The sequence below is a fragment of the Bacteroidales bacterium genome, from assembly GCA_013141385.1.
Lineage (GTDB): Bacteria > Bacteroidota > Bacteroidia > Bacteroidales > Tenuifilaceae > UBA8529.
The window spans coordinates 60,209-81,111 of the sequence record JABFRB010000005.1; the positions used below are offsets into that span (position 1 = coordinate 60,209).

The window sequence follows — 20,903 nt, forward strand, 5'->3', positions numbered from 1 at the left end:
TGGGAACGAACTGGTGGAAATAGGACTCCATCCAAACGGTTTGGGAGGGGGTTAAGTCTTCTGGAAGTACTTCTAAACCGTTTGGGGGCTAACTGGTGAAAAAGAGGTTCTTCCCAAACGGTTTGGGAAGAGGTTAAATTTTCCCAAGGTGTTTCAAAACCGTTTGGGAATTATCTGGTGGGGAAAAAGTTCCTCCCGCACGGTTTGGGAGGGACTAAATCTCCCACAGGTAGCATCTAAACAATCCCGAATAGCATACACTCCTATTATTGGCATAACTTTTGATTTGTGCCAGACCATGGGGAACGACCTACCAGTAGCGGAAGGGCACGGAAATATCCCCGCAAAAATATTCACCTTTAAAATACAATTATATCATTAAATCACGTTTTACTGGCAACAGTAAATACAATGTTTAACCAAAAATTTACAGCTATGATTAGTACCGTAAACTTTTCACTTTTTCCAAGCGATGAGCTTTTTACCTTTACCAAGGGGGCATTAACCATTGTGGAGGAGAAACGATCAAAAATTCCAACGTTGGCTCCTTTTCTGGATAAGGCCAACCAGCAGCTTTCCCTTTACCAGAATGCCCTTGAGCGTGCCAGGAAGAATCCCTACACCCAGCTGCTGGCCGAGAAGGATGCTCTTCGCGATGCCTCCTTTTTGGTGCTACGTACCTACGTGGAGGCAATGAACCACCGAACCAAGGAAGGGTGGTCGTACGCATCGTCAAAAATACTTGAGGTAATCCGCCGCCATGGATGGAGTGCTGCCTCAATGGGTTATAAGGCAGAATCGGCAGCAATAAATAATATCACCTCCGAGCTGCGGGGAAAATGCGCTACCGAAATCACATTCCTAAACGCCGAGGAGTTTCTTGCCGAGCTGGAAGCCGATCAGAAGGCTTTTGAGGAAACCTCCCACCAGAACGTAAAGAGTGCTCCAACCAACGAGTTCACAATATGGGATGTACGCCCCTCGTTAACAAACTCGTTAAAATCGCTTTTCACGTTTATCTCGCTGCTTAACTCATCATCACCTACTCGTGATCTTACGGATCTTGAAACTGTGCTTAGCGAGCTGATTGTTCGTTCGCTGGCTACGGTGAAAGCTGCTGATACCCGCTCTGAGAGTCCGAAGAAGAGCTCCACATCCCATGAGGTGGCTAGCGAGCAGGAAACGGTTAATTAGGAGTTATCCTGTTCGTATTTGGTTTGAGCGAAGCCCTAAAGCTTCGCTTTTTGCTGTTTATATGCTAGAGCTTTGCTGTAACTCTGGTTCTGTGGGGTTTTTATAACTATCGCAAAATGCGATATATTTTGAACGGTTATTTACGAATTTATTAATAAACCTCGCAACCCTCCTCCTTAAGAAGGGCTAATTGAGTATTGGAAATGGGTTTGTTTTTAGAAGGAAAGTTAAAGAGTATACGAAAATCTGTTTAACCCCCTATTTTTAGGGGGAAGGGGGTAAATTAAAAACAGAACCAAAAATATTTCCCCACCTCAATAAATCCCATCGGAATGAGATAGGATTGGAAGTTAGTAGAGGATGGATGGTAGAAATGTCATTCGATATCATCTCTAGCGGGATTTTTAAAAACTTTCATATTACTCTTTACCGACATAACGTCCCTACGGGACTGTCCAGTTGGAACAAAATATTGGTAGAGCCTAGGTATCGCATTTTGCGATTTTTTGTTGCAAACCATTTTCCTGTCTTCGAAAATCTGTTTTACCCCTTTTTTTCAAGGGGGCAGGGGATAAATTTTAAAAACAATCCTCTTCTCTCCAAACTTTTTAAAAAGTTCGAAACGCTTATCAAACTCAAAACAGCTTAATCTATATAATGTCTAATCTGAATAATGATATAAAATGTGAAAAGGCCCACTTTCGCAGACCTTTTCAGCTAAACAACTAATTAACCACCGGAGATTAGATATAATTCTTTTCTCACACTCAAATTTACTCTTCAAAAGCATAACATCGTCCTTTGATTTGACTAACAAACCCTTTTGCTAGGTCAATGTATCTTTTTTATATGTATTGCTTTTTAACAGATACTTGAAAACAATATTTTTTTCATAATTCAATCATTAAAACGTATTTTTACTTGCTAAGATTTACAAATAATTAAAAGGTTATGAACGAAGGGATTGAAATCGATATTAAATCGGAGATAGGTGAACTAGAAGGGGTTATCCTTCATACTCCTGGGGCTGAGGTAGAAAACATGACACCACAAAATGCCCAGCGTGCGCTTTACAGTGATATACTTAATCTCTCTATTGCCCGTAAGGAATACTCACAGCTCAGCGGTATTCTTTCAAAAATTACAAAAACCTTTCAAGTCCAAGAACTTCTTGTAAAAGTTCTATCAAAGGAAGCTTCAAAGCAGGAACTCATTACAACAATCTGCAAGCATGAAAATGCTCTTTTCTTAGTTGACGAACTTCTAGGTATCCCTGCTAAAGAACTAGCAAACCTTTTAATTATTGGTATGCCTTTGAAGATGAATAATCTAACAAATTTTTTAAGCCACGAAAGGTTCTCACTACCTCCTCTTTACAACTTCTATTTTACCAGAGATGCATCAATTTCAATGCTCAACCAAGTGCTAATTTCCAGAATGGCAAATAGAGTTAGGGATTTGGAGTGCATAATTATGGAAGCAATATTTAAACATTCTGGCGTTTTCTCAACAACAACAGTAAATCCCCTTAAATTTGATTGTGAAGATAATACTACTATCGAAGGGGGTGATGTTCTAATTGCCCGTGACGATATTTTTTTAATTGGTAATAGTATCCGAACTACAACTCATGGTATTGATTTTATACTAAACAGATTAGTAACTCAAAATGATAAAAAGAAAAGACATATTATAGTTCAGGAATTACCTGAATCGCCAGAATCATTCATCCACCTTGATATGGTATTTACTATGCTTGATGTTGACAAGTGCATGGTATTTGAGCCTGTTATTCTTAAGCCTAATCGCTACCAAACGGTTCAAATCACAGTACAAAACGGGAAAGTACTTGAAATTAAAACCGTTGAGAATATGCTTACCGCATTAAAAGGTCTTGGAATGGATCTTAAACCTATAATCTGCGGAGGATCTCGTGATCCTTGGATTCAGGAACGGGAGCAATGGCATAGTGGAGCTAATTTTTTTGCTATTGGACCAGGTAAAGTAATTGGCTATTCGCGCAATACGTATACCATGGATGAAATGAATAAAAACGGGTTCGAGATTATTAGAGCAAAGGATATTCTTGCCGAAAAAGTTAATATCACTGATTACAAAAAATACGTCATTACAATTGATGGGAACGAACTGCCTCGCGGTGGTGGAGGTGCAAGGTGTATGACTATGCCTATCCGTAGAAAAAATGTTATGTGGAAGTAAACTTTAATAGTTCTTGTTTGTTTAATTAGTAAATAATAAATTACAACAAAATGAAGAAGAATGTTGGTACAGTTGACATGATCATCAGAATAATCATTGCATTGATTATTGGTGTTCTTGGTATTGTATACCAAAGTTGGTGGGGATTAATTGCAATCCTACCTCTGGTAACTGCATTTATTAAGTTTTGTCCTCTTTACACTGTGCTTGGATGTAGCACTTGCACTGTAAAAGAAGAAAAGGTGTAAAGAAGCAAAAACCGAGGAGTTCCTCGGTTTTTGTTTTTAGGCAACGGCTACTTTCACCAAATTTGCCGCCTCTTGCAAGGATATTGCAGATGAAACTTTTAACCCCGATTTATCTATCAAATCCTTCCCTTCTTTTGCATTGGTGCCCTGTAGTCGAACAATTACAGGAACAGTGATATTACCAATCTCTTTATATGCATCAACAACGCCCTGTGCTACCCTATCGCAACGTACTATACCACCAAAAATATTAATTAGAATTGCTTTAACATTTGTATCCCTAAGAATTATGCGAAAACCCGCCGCAACGGTTTTAGCGTTAGCCCCACCACCAACATCAAGAAAGTTTGCAGGATCTCCTCCCGATAACTTAATGATATCCATTGTTGCCATTGCTAATCCGGCTCCATTCACCATACAACCAACATTTCCATCAAGTTTCACAAAATTCAAGTTGTTCTCAGATGCCTCAACTTCAGCGGGATCTTCTTCGTCTTTATCGCGCAATAATTCCAAATCTGGGTGACGATAAAGTGCATTATCCTCGATAATTACTTTTGCATCTACTGCAAAAATATCATCGTTAGCAGTTTTAACTAAAGGATTTATCTCAAGCAGCGAAAGATCATTCTTAATGTAAGTATCATACATCGCCAATACACACTTTACCATCTGCGAGTATGCTTTATCCTTAAGACCAAGGTTAAACGCAATCTTTTTGGCTTGAAACGACTGCATTCCAACTGGATGAATCTCCTCCTTGAAAATCAACTCTGGAGTTTGTGCTGCTACCGCTTCAATATCCATTCCACCTTGAGAAGAGTAGATAATCATATTCCTTCCGGTTGCTCTATTGAGTAATATGCTTACGTAATACTCCTTAATTTCCGAAGGGCCTGACGTATAAATTCCTTGTTGAACAATTACCTTACGAACTAACTTCCCAACAGGTCCTGTTTGATGGGTAACCAGTGTCATGCCGATCATTTGTTTTGTATATAACTCAACATCTTCGACAGTATGAGCGATCTTAACACCACCACCTTTTCCTCTTCCACCGGAATGGATTTGGGCTTTTACGGCTATCTCCTTGGAGCCTGTTTGCTTAAATATTTCCTTTGCAGCAATAACGGCCTCCTCTGGAGTAAAGGCAACCATACCTAATGGTACTGGAACACCTGATTCTATAAGCAATTTCTTTGCTTGATACTCGTGAATATTCATAGGGAAAAATTTTGTTTGACTGGCCTCTAAATTACAAAAAAAGCTTTATTTACCTTTACAAAAACATAAACAATGACTGATAAAAGAAAACTTGATAATAAAGAATTGAATCGCAAATCGTTAGACGAATTCAAAAGTTCCTCAAAAACACCAATTATAGTAGTCCTTGATAATATTCGCAGTCTGAATAATATTGGCTCAGTATTTAGAACATCTGATGCGCTGCTTGTTGAAAAGATTGTTCTATGTGGAATATCAGGAACACCTCCACATAAGGAGATTCACAAAACAGCTCTTGGAGCCGAAGAATCTGTCGAATGGGAATATTTCGAAACAACAGTAGACGCTGTTATAAAACTAAAAAAGGATGGTTACAAAATAATCTCTCTTGAGCAAACATCTGACAGTATTGATTTAATAAAGTATCAGCCAGAACAAGGAGCAAGATATGCTTTAGTTTTTGGTAATGAACTACGAGGTGTTGAGCAAAACGTTGTCAATATTTCAGATGAATGCATTGAGATACCACAGTTTGGAACTAAACATTCCTTTAATATTGCAATTTCGGCAGGTATTGTACTTTGGGATTTTTATACAAAACTTAACCGATAGAAAAAACAAAAAGAGGCAACTTTTTCAAGCAGCCTCTTTTAAAAAATATCTTGAAAATTATTTATTCAACAATAGCTTTAAAAGCATCATTTTGGAAATAATTACGGAATTCAAGGTCATTCTTAGCACGAGCTTTTAGAGTAGCATCTTTAATTGCATTACGAAGATTGGTTAAAACCATAGCTTCGTCCTGAATACGAGCACCAACAATTGCTAAGCCATAGAAACCTTTTTCTGAATTAACCTTTTCAAAGGTGTTTTTTGCAGCATCATTCTTGTTAACCAATAACAATGAAAGCCCTTGGTTGAAAGAATCAGTTCCACCAAGATATTCTACTGCTGCTGGGTAAGTGTTTTTGATTATTGCAATAATACCAAGATTATATTTCACATCTGGACCTGCATTGGTAGCTTCAGCGAAAAGTTTTTCTGCACCTTCAATATCACCATTCATTAAAGCAATACAACCACGATTGTTGATAATAGCTGGTTCTGTTGAGGTAGCAACTTTCTCTAAAGTAACTTTTGCATTAACAACATCCTTCTTCAATAAATATAAATAAGCAGCATTGTTATATGCACGAACATCGTTGAATTTTTCAGCTACTTTATTATAAACCTCAAGTTTCTTATCAGCGTCTGCGATTAAAGTAACACCATACATTACTTCTTCTAATGATAAACTATCATATGCATTAGCCTCAATTTTTCCTTTCAGTTCTTCATCTGAATAACCAACTAGGTTAACATTAGCTGTCATTTTTGAACGACGTAATTGAGGAAGAATTTTTTCAGCAAGAACTAAATAAACCTTTGATAAGTTTTTAATTTCTTTTTCGCGAACAGCTGGATCTGAATACATCGAAAGAACACGGAGAATAAGTTCTTTATCTTGAACATCAGAAGCACCAATTAAAGTCTGGAAACCATCCCAGTCCTCAGCGGTTGTTTGAACTGTTACAAAGTTTTTATCCTTAGTTTCAACTTTAGCTTTTTTGAAAATATCTGCTAACCATTTTTCGGTGTTCTTACCACGTTCAGTAGAAAGTTTGGCATTATCAACTTCTGGTCCATCAGGTGATGCATAGGCAGAAACAGTAACACCCTTAAATTCTTTTTTCTGGTCAACTACTGACTTAGCAATAAAATCCTGAAGTAATTTAACATCGTCTTTGGTTAACTCAGCTTTACGAACATCAGCCTTTGAAATAACAAAATTGATTTGACCATCTTTTTTGTCAGGAGTAATTCTTTCGAATTTATTATCCTTTAACATAATTGGTTTAGGATCGATATCAACTAGTTTATAGGTAGCTAATACACCTTTTCCAACTTTATAAGGAGCATCGAAAGGAATTTTCTTATCCTTATAGGTAATCATAAAACGTAGTTCAAGATCTGAACTGAACATTTCATCTTTATAATCAAATTCGATGTCTTGTTTAAAACTACCACCAGCATCATAACTGATAACTTGGTTATTTGCTTGAACATCCTGTCCTTGTAAAGTTTTTACTGTAAGAGCAAGCTCTCCACCTTGATAAACTAATACAGGAGTTACATCAACAATAGCCTTCTTGTTGAAATACTTTGCAGGAATAGTACCTTCAATTGTTGCTTTAACTTTATTACCGTGAACCTCTAATGGGTTTGGAGTAACCTTAAAACTTACACCAGCTGGAAGCTGTTTCATCTTTTCAACACCACCGCAACCGCCTAATAAAATAACTGCTACAGTAATGAATGCTAGATGTTTGAACCTGATTCTTTTCATAATCTACGTATTTTTTGTTTGGTTTTTCATCCTAAAATATAATGACTTACAAACATAATACTCTTTTTGCAAAAAAAGAAGTGATATATTTAAAATCTTGAAATCATCACTAAAAAGTGACCCTATGTATACCTTTTGAGTACTTTTCGTCAAAAATCGCCGACTTAAGTTTAAGGTAATCAACATGGTTTGAAACAAAATCCAAATTACTAGTGTCAACAATTAAAAATGTATATTCGGGGTGTTGTTTGAAAAAATCGAAGTAACCTTTCTGTATTTCCTCCAAATAATCTGATGTAATAGTTTGCTCATAATCTCTACCTCGTTTATGGATATTCTCTAGTAGTTTTGTAATTGGAAGGTGAAGATAAACGTAAAGATCTGGCTTAGGAATTGAACTATAAATAATTTCGAAAATCTGCCGGTAAAGATTGTATTCATCCCCACTAAGTGTATTATGAGCGAAGATTAGCGATTTCATAAAAAAATAATCGGCAATTATTAATGGTTGAAATAACGATACGGCTCTAAGTTCGTCGTTAAGTTGCTTATACCTATCAGCTAAAAATGAAAGTTCGAGGGGGAAACTATACTGTTCTGGGTTACTGTAAAATCTGGGAAGAAATGGGTTTTCAGCAAATCTTTCAAGAACTAATTTAGCATCAAAATCTTTAGCCAATAAAGCAGAAAGGGTGGTCTTTCCTGCACCAATATTGCCCTCTATTACTAAATATTGCATATCCTTCTTTTAAAAGCTATAAAAAAAGGAGTTGGTAACCCCAACTCCTAATTTGATTATTGGATATTATCTATTTTTTAAGTTCTACCCCAATATTATAAAATGTAAATGAGTAGATATCAGTTGCTTCCTCAATCCGAATTGAGGTTGGCGTACCCGCACCATGACCTGCTCTAGTTTGAATTCTTATCAAAGAAGGATTTCTGCTGTGACGCTGCTTATCCTGAACAGTTGCTATATATTTAAAAGAATGAGCAGGTACTACTCTATCGTCTCTATCTGCAGTTGTAACTAAAATAGATGGGTAACGAACACCAGAACGTACATTATGCAATGGGGAGTATTTATATAGATTTACAAATTGAATAGAATCAGCACTTGACCCAAAATCATTTACCCAAGATCCACCAATGGTAAAATTATGGTAGCGAAGCATATCCATAACTCCAACTTCAGGTAATGCAACTCTAAATAGTTCAGGGCGTTGATTTGTAACAGCACCAATAAGCAGTCCCCCATTCGAAGCACCTTCAATAGCAAGTTTATTTGGCGAAGTATACTTCATTTTGATTAAATACTCAGCAGCTGCAATAAAATCATCAAAAACATTCTGTTTATTTAACTTAGTACCAGCCCTATACCAGTTTTCACCGTACTCTCCACCTCCACGAATATTTGCTTGAACAAAAATCCCCCCATTTTCTAACCATATTAATCTATCAACACTAAAATGTGGGAGTAAACTAACATTAAAGCCGCCATATCCATAAAGTAATGTAGGGTTTTTACCGTTTAGAGTGATTCCTTTTTTACAAACTATAAACATTGGAACCTGAGTACCATCCTTACTGGTATAGAATACTTGTTTTGTTTCGTAATCATCAAAATTGAAATTAATTGCTGGTTTGAAGAACTCAGAAGATTGATTGCGGTTAATGTTGTACTTATAAATAGTAGTTGGCACTGTAAACGAGGAGAAAGAGTAAAACGCTAAAGAGTCGTTTATATCTCCATTAATTTGATTAAACATGCCTAAAGTGGGGAGTACAATTTGGTTTATCTTCTCACCCTCAATATTATACACCTCAACTTTACTCTTAGCATCGTCAATATAGTTTGCAACTATTTTTCCTCCAATTAAGTTACAACTTTTAAGTACCTCCTTTTTTTCAGGGAGTATATCACGCCAATTTCCAACATCAAGGGTATTGATATTTATTTTAATCAGTTTATATTTTGGAGCCTTATAATTTGTAAGAACAATTAAATTATCATTTACATCATCAAGCACCTGATATTCAAATTCAAAACCAGTCGTTAACTGAACAAATCCATCATTCCTGGTTAAGTTCTTAGTATAAATAGAATTTCCGTATGTTGTCTCAGATTCATAGATGATAAGATATTTTTCATTTTTTGTTACTTGGGCAGTAAACATTCTTGATGGGATTTGACTATTCCCAAAAATAATTTCATCCTTATCCTGTGAATCTCCTAACTTATGATAACATACCTTTTGGTTTTGATTAATACCAACTAAACCCTTACCGTCCTTAGGTACATCGAAACGACTATAGAAAAATCCATTTTTAAACCATGCAATTGAAGTAAATTTAGCCCAATTAATCTCATCTGAGAGGTTGTTCCCTGTATTAAGATCGATAACTTTAATTTTTATCCAATCGGAACCACCATCAGCTATTGCGTAGGCCAAATATTTCCCATCTTTAGAAACGCTAACATCCGATATAGCTACTGTACCATCTGTGCTTAGCTTATTGGGATCAAGAATCAATCGGGGTTCTGAGTTCAACGTTTCTTGTACATATAAAACACTCTGATTTTGCTTTGATTCCTTTTTATAAAAGAAGTATTTTCCACCCTCTTTGAATGGGGTGGACATTGTAGAATAGTTCCATAACTCAGTTAGCCTTTCTTTAACAATACCTCTTAATGGAATTTTGTTTAAGTATTCATTTGTAATGTTGTTTTCTTCTTTTATCCATTCTGTAACCTCAGCAGTGGTATCCGCTTCGAGCCAACGATAAGGGTCATGGACTTTTACTCCAAAGTAGTTATCAACTACATCAACCTTTTTGGTTCTTGGGTATTTAGCTCCATTTTTCTTACACGAAATGGGTAAAAGTAAAGCAACAACAAGAAAAATCAGGATTAACTGTTTCATAGAAGTTAAATTTTCAATTATAAGCCACGTTGATTTACAAAAATACAATAATGTTTCAAATATAATAAATTTGTTACGATGTAGATTTAACAACTTCTTTTTATGATGCCTTTTATATAGGATTTTAAACTCAATAAAAAAGGAGGTCTCCCTCCTTTTTCTCAATAATATTTAAAAGTATTAAACACTTTTCTGTTCTGCTTCTGGATTACTCTTTGCTGGTCTAGGAAGTAATACCTTCCTTGACAATTTGTATTTACCAGATTTCTTATCAATTTCGATTAACTTAACCTCAATTTCTTGTCCTTCCTTAAGAACATCTTCAACTTTTTCAACACGCTTCCAATCTATCTCCGAGATATGAAGTAATCCATCTTTACCAGGCATAATTTCGATGAAAGCACCAAAAGCAAGGATAGATTTAACTTTACCTTTATAAATTTCACCAACCTCAGGTATTGCAACTATGCCTTTTATCCATCTTACAGCTGCATCTCGTGATTCTGCATTAATGGCAAAAACATTAACAATTCCGTTATTGTTAACCTCTTCGATATTTATTGTTGCCCCTGTTTCGCGTTGTATCTCTTGAATTACCTTACCACCTGGGCCTATCACACCACCAATTGATTCACGAGGAATTAAAAATTGCTCCATGCGTGGTGCATGAGGTTTAAGATCTGCTTTGGGCTCAGAAATAACCTCAAGCATTTTACCAAGAATATGAAGTCTTCCTTCATGAGCTTGTTGAAGTGCTTTTGCAAGTACTTCGTAAGGAAGTCCATCAACCTTGATATCCATTTGGGTTGCGGTGATGCCATCCTTTGTTCCTGCAACTTTAAAATCCATATCGCCAAGATGATCCTCATCGCCAAGAATATCGGATAGAACTGCAAACTTCTTACTGTTACTATCAGTAATTAACCCCATTGCAATACCTGATACAGGCTTTTTCATTTTAATCCCCGAATCCATAAGAGCTAAAGTACCCGCACAAACAGTAGCCATTGATGAAGAACCGTTTGATTCAAGGATATCACTTACAACACGAATTGCGTAAGGGTTTTCTGGAGATGTTGGAATCATACTCTTTAAAGCACGATGTGCCAAATTTCCATGTCCAATTTCACGTCGACTTATACCACGTGCAGCTTTTGCCTCTCCTGTGGAGAATGGTGGAAAATTATAATGCAATGTAAACTTCTCGGTTCCTTTTACAAGTACTTCATCAAGCATCTTCTCATCGAGTTTAGTGCCAAGAGTAACCGAAGTAAGTGACTGCGTTTCGCCACGTGTAAAAAGAGCAGATCCGTGAGTCATTGGAAGAAAATCTATCTCACAAGTAATCGTTCTTATCTCGTCTGTTTTACGTCCATCCAAACGAACACCATCGTTAAGAATCATATTGCGCATAGCTTCTTTCTCAACAGCATGGTAGTAACGGTCAACTAAAAATGACTTTGCTTCTCGAACTTCTTCTGAAAGAGTAGCTTTAAACTCCTCTTTAACAGCTTCGAAGGCATCAGAACGTTCATGCTTTGGTTGCATCGATTTAGCAACTTTGTATACCTTATCATAGCAAAACTTATGAACTTCTGCTTTAAGGGCCTCGTCATTAGTTTCGTGACAATATGTACGTTTTACAACACCTAACTCTTTAGCTAACTCAATCTGAGCAAGGCATTGTTTTTTAATAGCTTCATGAGCGATTTTAATTGCCTCAAGCATTTCTGCTTCAGAAACCTCTTTCATCTCACCCTCAACCATCAGAATATTATCGTAGGTTGCACCAACAAGCATATCAAGATCGGCATTATTAAGTTCAGTGAATGAAGGATTAATCACAAATTTACCGTTGATTCTTGCAACTCTTACTTCTGAAATTGGTCCGTGGAATGGTATATTTGAAATAGTTAATGCGGCTGATGCAGCAAGACCTGCAAGTGCATCGGGCATAATATCTTTTTCAGCTGATATAAGACTAATAGTCACAAATGTTTCAGCATGAAAATCTTCTGGGAAAAGTGGTCGTAATGCACGATCTATAAGACGAGCAACAAGTATTTCAGAATCAGAAGGTCTAGCTTCTCTTTTCATAAAACCGCCAGGGAAACGACCATTGGCAGCATATTTTTCCTTATATTCTACGCTAAGCGGCATAAAATCAACATCTTCCTTAGCATCTTTTGCACTTACCACCGTGGCAAGAAGCATGGTATTACCCATTCGAAGAACAATTGATCCATCGGCTTGCTTAGCAAGTTTACCGGTTTCGAGGGTGATTACTCGTCCATCACCTAAATCAATTGTTTTCTGTACAACTTTAAACATACACATCAAATAAAATGAATTATTAAAATCTATAACAATATTTCAAATCTTTTGTTTTCAGCCATGTAGCAACTTAATCCGCAAAGGTTGAACCTTCCGACTGATTACAAAAAAAGGCAATCCGAGAATTGCCCTTTTCTTTTTTTACTTTCTCAAGTTTAGCGCTTTTATAATAGCGCGGTATCTTTCGATATCACGTTCCTTAAGATAATCGAGTAGCCTTCTCCGCTTACCCACTAGCTTCAACAGTGCACGCTGTGTACCATAGTCTTTTCTATGAGTTTTAAGGTGCTCCGTGAGGTGGCTAATACGGTAGGAAAATAACGCTATCTGGCCTTCTGGAGAACCAGTATCGGTATTAGACTTTCCGTACTCTGTAAAAAGATCCAATTTTTTTTCTGCAGTCAAATAGTTCATAACACTGATAATTAGTGGGTATTTAAATGCGTATTTCGAGGCGCAAAGATATAACTTATTTTGGAAATAAAAATGCAAGGAATACTATAAATTATTTAAAATTCACTTCAAATCGTTATACATAGGAGGGTTCAAAGAATTGTTTTTTTAATAATTATTTATGTATAAAAGTATCAATTTGCCTAAAAATCTATTTATGAGACACTTGTTCTTTTAGTATTATCAGTGAATCCTTTAATGAGGTTGGCTGGTAGTTCAATATGGTTTTTGCCTTGGTAATATCAAGACTCGTATTTAATGGTCTAAGTGCTGGCTCAGATAGATCTTTTGTTGACGTAGAAATCAGCAAAGATTCATCAAATCCGAAACAAGCGGCTATCTGCTTTGAGAATTCATATACCGATACTTTTTCGCCACCAGAAACATTAAAGATCCCACTTTCTCCTTTCTCTGCAATGGTTTTTAGTGCAAATGCTAAATCTTCTGCTAAGGTGGGTGTTCTAATTTGATCAAAGGGAACCCTATAAGATTGGTTATTTTTCAGATGATCAATTACTTTGAGTGCAATATTTGGGCGGGAGAGATGTTCCTCATATCCAAAAACTAGAGATGTTCTTACTATTGCTGTTCCAATGTTCATCTCTTGAAGAATATTTTCAGCCTCAAGTTTTGACTCGCCATAATAACAGGTTGGAGCAGGGGAGTCAGTTTCGGAATAATCCGACTTTTTTCCATCGAAAATAAAATCTGTTGATAAAAAGATAAGGTGAACACTATAGTCTCTACATGCAGATGCCAAGCGTGATGTAACTTCAACATTTAGTTTTTGACAACTATACTTATCTACCTCGCAAGCATCTGGGCTAGACACTGCAGCACAATGAATCAACACATCAGGTTTTAGGGTTTCAACCAGTTTGTTGATATCAGAATATATTAAGTTCACAGTAAAAAACTCAACATTAGAACTAGGCTGAATCTTTTTTTGAGATGTAGCAAATACTTGATTTTCACTGCCTAATTGGAGCACTTTAATGGTTTTCCGTCCAATTAATCCATTTGCACCTGTAACTAAAACTTTCACTTGGAAAATATTTTAAATCTTTAAATATCAATTATTTGATTTTATAAATTTAAGATATCTTTGAGATATCTGCATAAAAAAACATTTTATTTTAAACTGATATCACTCTATAATATTACCACTCATTAAATCCTTCAGATGCCAAAGCTGTTCGCGAGAACCAAGAACAAAAAGTTTATCACCCGAATCAAGTTGAATATCGGGTAGAGGGTTCAAGATATACTGTTTATTCGACTTTTTTAAGCCTATTACGTTGGCTCCTGTTTTTTCACGAATCTTAAGCCCTTCAATAGTCCATGTTTCTTTATATTTTTCATTTTTAACTAATGTAACTTCGTAAAGAGTAACATCCCCTGAACGCTGAAGCATAATATTTTCAATAAACTCATGAATATCAGGCTGAACAACAAGTTTAGCCATTTTCTGTCCTCCAACTTTATCGGGCATTATAACATTGGTTGCACCAGCTAATTTCAATTTTTTATCGTTGGTTAACGCTGATGCCCTGCTAATAATTGTGAGATTAGGATTCATCTCCCTCGCTGTTATAACAACGAATAGATTATCTGAATCGCTAGCCATTGCAGTTATAAGTGCTCGCGCCCTCTCAACCCCAGCATTGCTAAGAACCTTATCCTCGGTTGCATCGCCTTGTACATACAGTATTTTTTCATTCTCCAAAACATATTGTATTACTTTAGGCCTATTATCGATTACAACAACGGGTATATCGTGTGACAACAATTCTTCCACAGCTTGAGAACCATTTCGACCGTAGCCAACAACGATAACATGATTTTTTAGTTTGCTTATCTTTTTTTCCACTTTTGTGCTGAATTTAATATTACTTACAATATTCTCGATAAAATACTTTGAAATCACAGAAACGGCAAAAGCGTAAATCCCTAAACTTAGAACTATTAGAATTACCGTAAACCACATACCTGTCGTAGATAAAGGATGAACCTCTCTAAATCCCACAGTTCCCATAGTTATGATGGTCATATAAACTGCTTCTGAAAAAGTATAGTCCTCTATTAACATATAGCCTAAAATCCCAAAAACAACCCCGCTAAAAAGGAGTGATAATGCGATTAAAGCAGATCGTTTGCCATGTACCTCCATGTTATTCAAACTCGGATTTTAATTTAATTAAGAATATCATCCTCTAAAATCAATAGAATTGAAAAAGAATCGCAATGTTAAAAACTCTATCTCCCAAATTTTATTTAAAATCAACACTTTTCAATAACAATCTTGCACCTAGGTGACAAAAGAGACATTTCTTAGGATCGCAATAGCATGTTTTAAGCTGAATCATTGCCTGCGTATCATAAGCTGTTTTTACACTAACACCTAAATCTACAAACCCTTTTGTAATGTTATTATTTTCTGGTTTAATCTCTTCTAGTAACCTCATGGCCTTTTCCTTTAAAGCATTATTTGACCTTGAGATTCCATAGGCAAAAACAAATGGAACAATTGAATTTATTGCTATAATGCTTATTGAATCATCCCCTAAACGCTTATTTACTTCATCCGATACTTTACCAAAAGTATAATGAGTTTTCCAATATACCGATGGCTCGACGCGAATTAATCGGATTATATCTTCTATTTCCTCTATTTCAATTATTTTTGAAAACAGAGAGGATGATTGATGCACAAGACTTGCAAATTGAGCAATCCGAATGGTGGGGAAAGCAGTAGGTCGCATTCTTAAAAATTTCCATAGATGTCCTTGAATTGGAATAAGGTTAAATTTATGCTGAAGGTACTTATATTCATTGCTTAACGATTTTGAATATTCATCGCATAAACCTGATTCGGGTAATAATCCCGATTGCCCAAATAATAATGCCTCAATCTGAAAAAGATTATTCTTGTGTTTTGATAGAACTTTTAATGGTGTGACCTTTGCTAGTAACTCAAAGGGCAATGCATTCGTTTTAAGGCCAAAGCTCCGAGCCATTGAATGGTAAAAAGCCTCCTCCCAACTTCCATGCGCTTCATCAACTAGGTTTAAAACATAGTTTGTCTTTTGTTCCAATCTTTCAACTAAAAGGTTGGATAACCATATACTTGTGGTTAAGGGATCGAAAGAAGTGAATTTTTCTTCACATGGGATCCACCTCCCAGAACTTGTTAAGTTTAGCAATTCCCATTCGAGGGCATCTGGATATTGGGTTTTAATTGTTGGTATTGACAACCCTTTACTATTAATCGTTTGCTTATCGTCATTAACAACAATATGTAGTATTACATTATCGTAGGCAGGATTGTCATGATGCCCATGTAAGTACCAATCTGATGAGTTGATATGTATCTCAACATTCCCTGCCCATAAAGTTTTCCCAATACGAATTTTGGCATTAAAGAAATCGGGACCAGAATCGTTATTATATTCCCCAGGATGGATTACTTCAATCAATTCCCCCTCGGAGGTACTTTTCCCATTAATAGCAAAATGCTTGGTTTTCCAAATAAAATACAGCAAATCCTCTCTCATTCAATATCAGGTTATTTCAACTTAAGATAGTAAAAATATATAAAATAGTAGATTCATTAAGAGAAAAGATAAAAAAATGTAATTTTGCTGTCAATAAAACGGGGTGTAGCGCAGCCCGGTTAGCGCGCTACGTTCGGGACGTAGAGGTCGTGAGTTCGAATCTCACCACCCCGACCAATTTAAGGGGAGTATCGGTTGATCACTCTCTTTTTTATTGTCTTTTATGAAATTATCGATTCATAATGAGTAAGGTTATCCCTTCAAAACAAATTTTGATTGAAAGTTATCTTCAATTGTGTGTAATCTAAATCACTTCACATTTATTTTCAATCCTTAATTCACAATTATTAAGATTTGTTTCCAGCATATAACCTTGATTACTATCATCTTAATTGACAATAGTCATAATTAACTATTAACATAAATATTTAATGAAATACTTCGTTTTCCACAAAGACATACATCAAAATATGAATACAAAACAATACACATAAATGACAATATATATATTTTTATTAATTTTCGAACTTTATTTAAACATATTATTTTATTTCTTATCTACTTGATTTTTTTTGCGCATTAAATGTTTCGTCGTGTCTGATGTCTTACCTGTCCATTTTTACTTAATCGATAATCGCCACAAATCCAATAATACAAAGATTTCAACTGATTATCAATTATATAATTTATTTTTATATTTTTAAAATATAGAATGATTCTATCTCATCGTACATTATCAATAACAATTTTAAGAATAATTTTGGCAAGGCCAATAGAATTGTTATTTTGCGATGTTTTTATCAAATTATTATCATTTTTATTTCATTTATTTGATAATATTACGATTCAATGTTTTGTTCAATTATTTTATATTTTTTACAAACATTTATTTCAATCAAAAAAGGTGGATAGTATGGAAGTCCAGCTAGGGTACGGTATAACCATAAATATTCATAATAACTTGATTGTCAATGTTTTAAATTATATAAATTCGGTAGTAATTTTCATTAAAAATTTCAGTTCTATATAAAATGGAGAAATCGTTTGTTTTCAAGGTCTATGTATTAAACGACATTACGACAAAAAAAACAACAAATCGATGAATTATGAACCTTTTTGGCATGTAGTATACACAATGCCCCGAAACGAAAAAAAAGTTGCTGCAAAACTCAATGATTTATCCTATAATTACTATTTGCCTTTAACACAACAAATCAAAGAATATAAGAACAAGAAACAAAAAGTAGAACAACCCATATTTCCTGGCTATATATTTATTTATGTTAAACCTGGTTTTCGCCATCACATTACCAATATTAAAGAAGTACTATATTTTGTCAGATTCAATAATGAATATGCTAAAATTAACGAAGATGAAATCAATGCCTTAAGAATCCTATTAGAAAATCTGAGACATACATCTGGTTTATTAGTCAAAGATTTAAGTAAATCTGGACAGTCATGCGAAATAAAATATGGTGCACTTAAAGGATTCAAAGGAAAGATTATTGGTAAAAACGGTAGTTCTAAACTAAAAGTTGAAATTTCAGCCCTTAATAAGATGGTAATTGTAAAAATAGATGACATTATTATAAACGAAAACGCCTTAATAAAAGAGCACGAAACCCTCTTACAATAAAAAGCACTATAATCTAAATTATAAGTTCTGCGAAGTTGGAGTTATTTTATTCATCAACAGTCATTTCCAAAATTCCTCAAGAATAAATCCACCCTTGACATCTGATCTTAGTTTTGATTTAACCAAATAATTTTAAATTTAGGATTATACCTCAAATAGTTTTATTACTAAAGCATGAATCATAAAAGTTATCTAAAGGTAATTTACTTCTAAGAATTTACACTTGCAGGTTAGAAAAATCCTTATTAATAGAAGAATAATTTAATCTCCTGCATTACTACAAATATTCAACCACAAAATTTTATAGAAACTAAAGATTTTATTGAAATGAATACTTACGATGTAATTATTATTGGTTCTGGGCTAGGTGGGCTAACCGCCGCAGCAACACTCGCAAAAGAAGGCTTATCAGTTCTTGTATTAGAGCAGTATAATCGCTTGGGAGGGTTTGGTCAATCTTACACCAAAAAAGGGTATACGTTTGATACAGCAATACATGCAATTTGGTTTTGGGATGAAATATCGTCTATATTAGAAGAATTTGGTGAAAAACTCGAAGTAGTGCCCGCCCGAACATGCGATAGAATACTATTTAAAGATGGTACTGAATTTAATGCCACAAGTATACCCGAAATGCAGGAGCAAATTTCAAAATTAGTTCCTAACGAAGCAGCTGGTGTTGCAAAATATTACCAGAATTTAATTAATTCACAAAAGGTTTTAGTTGAATTACTTCATAATCCTAACGACTGGAATTTAAAAATAGAATTTGTTAAATATTCTAAATTATGGAAAAGCACTTTAGAGGGAGCTGTTAAAGATTGCGTTTCAACAGTTAAGGCTCAGGATTTATTATTTGGCTATCACGATAGCTATTTATTCAATTACAGTTGGAATTACCCTGCATACCATTTGTTTTGCACAAAATATTTATATGATGGATATTCGCCTGTTGGCGGCTCTCAGCCAATAGTTGATGTTTTGGTTAGAGCAACACAAAAAATGGGTGGTGAGTTACGCACCAATGCAATGGTTAAACATATCATCGTAGAAAACGGTGAGGCTAAAGGCGTTGAAATTGAGGGCGGTGACAAAATATTTGCCAAAAAGGGTGTGATCTCAAATGCCGACGCATTACTTACCTATGAAAAAATGATTGGTTATGACCATTTACCCGATGACATTATAAAAAACATTAAAAAGTGGAAAAACATTGTACCTTCATTATCATACTATATACTTAATTGCGGAGTCGATATTGATGTAAAAGAAACCTATGGTATGAAAGGTGACCTTACCATTTATTATCCGGAAAATAATATTATGGAAGGCCTTAAAAAGATAGACATGGGAAAACTAGATGATGATTTTTGGCTCTGGATGGTATTTCCCACAAACAATGATAAAACATTAGCACCTCCAGGTCATTCTGTAGCGATTTTCTCTATTCTAGTTCCTTATGATATTGCTAATCATAGTGAAGTATCTGAAGAGTATGATTTTGATGGTTTCCGACCCAAAGGCAGCAAAGGCGAAAAGTATTACGCTTTTAAAGAGGAACTAATAGAAAAAATTCTAAAGCGTGCTGATGAGGTATATCCAGGAATATCGTCTCATATAACCTATAAAGATTTTATTACACCACAAACTATTGAACATCTTACCTTAAATCATAAAGGCTCAACTCTTGGTTTTAAAGTAATCCCAGAATTAGAAAAAACAGCCATGAAAGGTTTTGATATGAATATTGGATGTAAAATTAAATCATCTATCAATAAGTTATACATGGCAAGTGGCTGGGCTGAAACCGGATTTAGTGCCCCAGGGGTAATTGCTGCAGGACGTGAAGCTGCTTTTGATATACTTGGGAAACGTGGTAAATCAATTATAATTGATCATAACCACAGGATGAATAGATTAACTAAGAAATAATTAATTGCTGAAAGCAACATGCCTAAAAATAATCTTATAGCACTTGTTACCGGTGGCTCCAGAGGTATTGGGAAAGCAATAAGCTTGGCTTTGTCACGTAAGGGGATCACTGTTTGCATCAATTATTCATCAAATGAAGAAGAGGCAAATAAAACAATTACGGAAATTGAATCAGAAGGTGGCATAGCCATTGGATTAAAAGGATCTGTATCTGAAGTTAATGATATTAAAAAAATTGTAAAGGAAATAATTTCTAGGTATGGAAAAATTGATATCTGTGTGAATAATGCAGGCATTACGAGAGATAAGTTGTTTTTAATGATGCAAGAAGCAGATTGGAAAGATGTTATTGCTGTTAATCTAATAGGAACAATAATAGTGATTAAGGAGGTTTCAAAATATATGATTCCTGCTGGTAGTGGTAGAATTGTTAATATTAGTTCAATAGGAGGAATTATTGGAACCCCCGGTCAAGCTAATTATGCTGCATCCAAAGCTGGTGTTATTGGGTTAACTAAATCTTTGGCAAAAGAATTTGCACCTTACAATATTACCGTCAATTCAATTGCCGCAGGATATGTTGATACAGATATGATTTCAAAAATGGGGCAGAGCAGACTCGATAGAATAATCGAAACCATTCCATTAAAACGCTTTGCCAGACCTGAAGAGATAGCAGCAAGTGTTTTGCACTTGGTTGGAGAAAATGGTGGATATATTACAGGTCAAACATTAAATATAGATGGTGGTATCACCTCCATTTAAATACGATCTAAGAAGAATCACAATTACACC

The 20,903-nt window shown here is 35.1% G+C and carries 17 protein-coding genes and 1 tRNA gene; 8 read left to right on the forward strand and 10 right to left on the reverse strand.

Annotation, left to right across the window (positions count from 1 at the left end; genetic code table 11):
* Positions 1–487 precede the first annotated feature (487 nt).
* Positions 488–730, reverse strand: coding sequence for a hypothetical protein (locus tag HOO91_04045; GenBank protein ID NOU16710.1), 243 nt, complete (start codon positions 728–730; stop codon positions 488–490).
* On the opposite strand from HOO91_04045, the gene HOO91_04050 reads away from it, so the two are divergent.
* The 3 genes from HOO91_04050 (at position 694) to HOO91_04060 (ending at position 3,662) form a co-directional block, all read left to right on the forward strand.
* Entirely contained in the window at positions 694–1,194 is a 501-nt protein-coding gene (locus HOO91_04050; GenBank protein NOU16711.1) for a hypothetical protein, read from the forward strand. The genes HOO91_04045 and HOO91_04050 overlap by 37 nt on opposite strands.
* A 951-nt stretch (positions 1,195–2,145) precedes the next feature.
* Positions 2,146–3,414, forward strand: a complete 1,269-nt coding sequence (locus tag HOO91_04055; GenBank protein ID NOU16712.1) for an arginine deiminase — start codon at positions 2,146–2,148, stop codon at positions 3,412–3,414.
* Between the two features lie 50 nt (positions 3,415–3,464).
* Positions 3,465–3,662 (forward strand): DUF2892 domain-containing protein, encoded by a 198-nt coding sequence (locus HOO91_04060; GenBank protein ID NOU16713.1) that lies wholly within the window; start codon positions 3,465–3,467, stop codon positions 3,660–3,662.
* Positions 3,663–3,698: 36 nt separating this feature from the next.
* On the opposite strand, the gene sucC is transcribed toward HOO91_04060, so the two are convergent.
* Positions 3,699–4,886 (reverse strand): ADP-forming succinate--CoA ligase subunit beta, encoded by a 1,188-nt coding sequence (gene sucC, locus HOO91_04065; GenBank protein NOU16714.1) that lies wholly within the window; start codon positions 4,884–4,886, stop codon positions 3,699–3,701.
* Between the two features lie 72 nt (positions 4,887–4,958).
* On the opposite strand from sucC, the gene HOO91_04070 reads away from it, so the two are divergent.
* Positions 4,959–5,498: an RNA methyltransferase gene (locus tag HOO91_04070; GenBank protein NOU16715.1), complete on the forward strand. Its 540-nt coding sequence runs from the start codon at positions 4,959–4,961 to the stop codon at positions 5,496–5,498.
* 61 nt (positions 5,499–5,559) lie between these two features.
* On the opposite strand, the gene HOO91_04075 is transcribed toward HOO91_04070, so the two are convergent.
* The 8 genes from HOO91_04075 to HOO91_04110 all read right to left on the reverse strand — a co-directional run bounded on the left by HOO91_04075 (position 5,560) and on the right by HOO91_04110 (position 16,537).
* On the reverse strand, positions 5,560–7,272 hold the full coding sequence (locus HOO91_04075) for a hypothetical protein (GenBank protein ID NOU16716.1): 1,713 nt from the start codon (positions 7,270–7,272) through the stop codon (positions 5,560–5,562).
* A gap of 109 nt (positions 7,273–7,381) precedes the next feature.
* Complete coding sequence (locus HOO91_04080) at positions 7,382–8,011, reverse strand: deoxynucleoside kinase (GenBank protein NOU16717.1); 630 nt, start codon at positions 8,009–8,011, stop codon at positions 7,382–7,384.
* Between the two features lie 70 nt (positions 8,012–8,081).
* Positions 8,082–10,196 carry a S9 family peptidase gene (locus HOO91_04085; GenBank protein ID NOU16718.1) on the reverse strand — a complete coding sequence of 705 codons (2,115 nt, stop codon included), beginning with the start codon at positions 10,194–10,196 and terminating at the stop codon, positions 8,082–8,084.
* A gap of 180 nt (positions 10,197–10,376) precedes the next feature.
* On the reverse strand, positions 10,377–12,527 hold the full coding sequence (locus HOO91_04090) for a polyribonucleotide nucleotidyltransferase (GenBank protein NOU16719.1): 2,151 nt from the start codon (positions 12,525–12,527) through the stop codon (positions 10,377–10,379).
* Between the two features lie 144 nt (positions 12,528–12,671).
* Complete coding sequence (gene rpsO, locus HOO91_04095) at positions 12,672–12,944, reverse strand: 30S ribosomal protein S15 (GenBank protein ID NOU16720.1); 273 nt, start codon at positions 12,942–12,944, stop codon at positions 12,672–12,674.
* A 190-nt stretch (positions 12,945–13,134) separates the two neighbouring features.
* The gene (locus HOO91_04100; protein ID NOU16721.1) at positions 13,135–14,028 is read right to left on the reverse strand and encodes an SDR family oxidoreductase; all 894 of its coding nucleotides are present in this window, start codon (positions 14,026–14,028) and stop codon (positions 13,135–13,137) included.
* Positions 14,029–14,130: 102 nt separating this feature from the next.
* Complete coding sequence (locus HOO91_04105) at positions 14,131–15,162, reverse strand: potassium channel protein (GenBank protein NOU16722.1); 1,032 nt, start codon at positions 15,160–15,162, stop codon at positions 14,131–14,133.
* 91 nt (positions 15,163–15,253) lie between these two features.
* Entirely contained in the window at positions 15,254–16,537 is a 1,284-nt protein-coding gene (locus HOO91_04110; GenBank protein ID NOU16723.1) for a DUF2851 family protein, read from the reverse strand.
* A 99-nt stretch (positions 16,538–16,636) separates the two neighbouring features.
* Between HOO91_04110 and HOO91_04115 the strand changes: the two genes are divergently transcribed.
* The 4 genes from HOO91_04115 (at position 16,637) to fabG (ending at position 20,873) form a co-directional block, all read left to right on the forward strand.
* A tRNA-Pro gene (locus HOO91_04115) sits at positions 16,637–16,714 on the forward strand.
* 922 nt (positions 16,715–17,636) lie between these two features.
* On the forward strand, positions 17,637–18,176 hold the full coding sequence (locus tag HOO91_04120; protein ID NOU16724.1) for a UpxY family transcription antiterminator: 540 nt from the start codon (positions 17,637–17,639) through the stop codon (positions 18,174–18,176).
* Between the two features lie 327 nt (positions 18,177–18,503).
* Positions 18,504–20,108 (forward strand): NAD(P)/FAD-dependent oxidoreductase, encoded by a 1,605-nt coding sequence (locus HOO91_04125; protein ID NOU16725.1) that lies wholly within the window; start codon positions 18,504–18,506, stop codon positions 20,106–20,108.
* Between the two features lie 18 nt (positions 20,109–20,126).
* Complete coding sequence (fabG, locus tag HOO91_04130) at positions 20,127–20,873, forward strand: 3-oxoacyl-ACP reductase FabG (GenBank protein ID NOU16726.1); 747 nt, start codon at positions 20,127–20,129, stop codon at positions 20,871–20,873.
* Positions 20,874–20,903: the final 30 nt, after the last annotated feature.

Bases quoted from the DNA above. Each gene is read 5' to 3' on its own strand.
- HOO91_04050 (NOU16711.1), top strand. From the start codon at position 694: ATGAACCACCGAACCAAGGAAGGGTGGTCGTACGCATCGTCAAAAATA.
- HOO91_04045 (NOU16710.1), bottom strand. From the start codon at position 730: ATGCGTACGACCACCCTTCCTTGGTTCGGTGGTTCATTGCCTCCACGT.
- HOO91_04055 (NOU16712.1), top strand. From the start codon at position 2,146: ATGAACGAAGGGATTGAAATCGATATTAAATCGGAGATAGGTGAACTA.
- HOO91_04060 (NOU16713.1), top strand. From the start codon at position 3,465: ATGAAGAAGAATGTTGGTACAGTTGACATGATCATCAGAATAATCATT.
- sucC (NOU16714.1), bottom strand. From the start codon at position 4,886: ATGAATATTCACGAGTATCAAGCAAAGAAATTGCTTATAGAATCAGGT.
- HOO91_04070 (NOU16715.1), top strand. From the start codon at position 4,959: ATGACTGATAAAAGAAAACTTGATAATAAAGAATTGAATCGCAAATCG.
- HOO91_04075 (NOU16716.1), bottom strand. From the start codon at position 7,272: ATGAAAAGAATCAGGTTCAAACATCTAGCATTCATTACTGTAGCAGTT.
- HOO91_04080 (NOU16717.1), bottom strand. From the start codon at position 8,011: ATGCAATATTTAGTAATAGAGGGCAATATTGGTGCAGGAAAGACCACC.
- HOO91_04085 (NOU16718.1), bottom strand. From the start codon at position 10,196: ATGAAACAGTTAATCCTGATTTTTCTTGTTGTTGCTTTACTTTTACCC.
- HOO91_04090 (NOU16719.1), bottom strand. From the start codon at position 12,527: ATGTTTAAAGTTGTACAGAAAACAATTGATTTAGGTGATGGACGAGTA.
- rpsO (NOU16720.1), bottom strand. From the start codon at position 12,944: ATGAACTATTTGACTGCAGAAAAAAAATTGGATCTTTTTACAGAGTAC.
- HOO91_04110 (NOU16723.1), bottom strand. From the start codon at position 16,537: ATGAGAGAGGATTTGCTGTATTTTATTTGGAAAACCAAGCATTTTGCT.
- HOO91_04120 (NOU16724.1), top strand. From the start codon at position 17,637: ATGAATTATGAACCTTTTTGGCATGTAGTATACACAATGCCCCGAAAC.
- HOO91_04125 (NOU16725.1), top strand. From the start codon at position 18,504: ATGAATACTTACGATGTAATTATTATTGGTTCTGGGCTAGGTGGGCTA.
- fabG (NOU16726.1), top strand. From the start codon at position 20,127: ATGCCTAAAAATAATCTTATAGCACTTGTTACCGGTGGCTCCAGAGGT.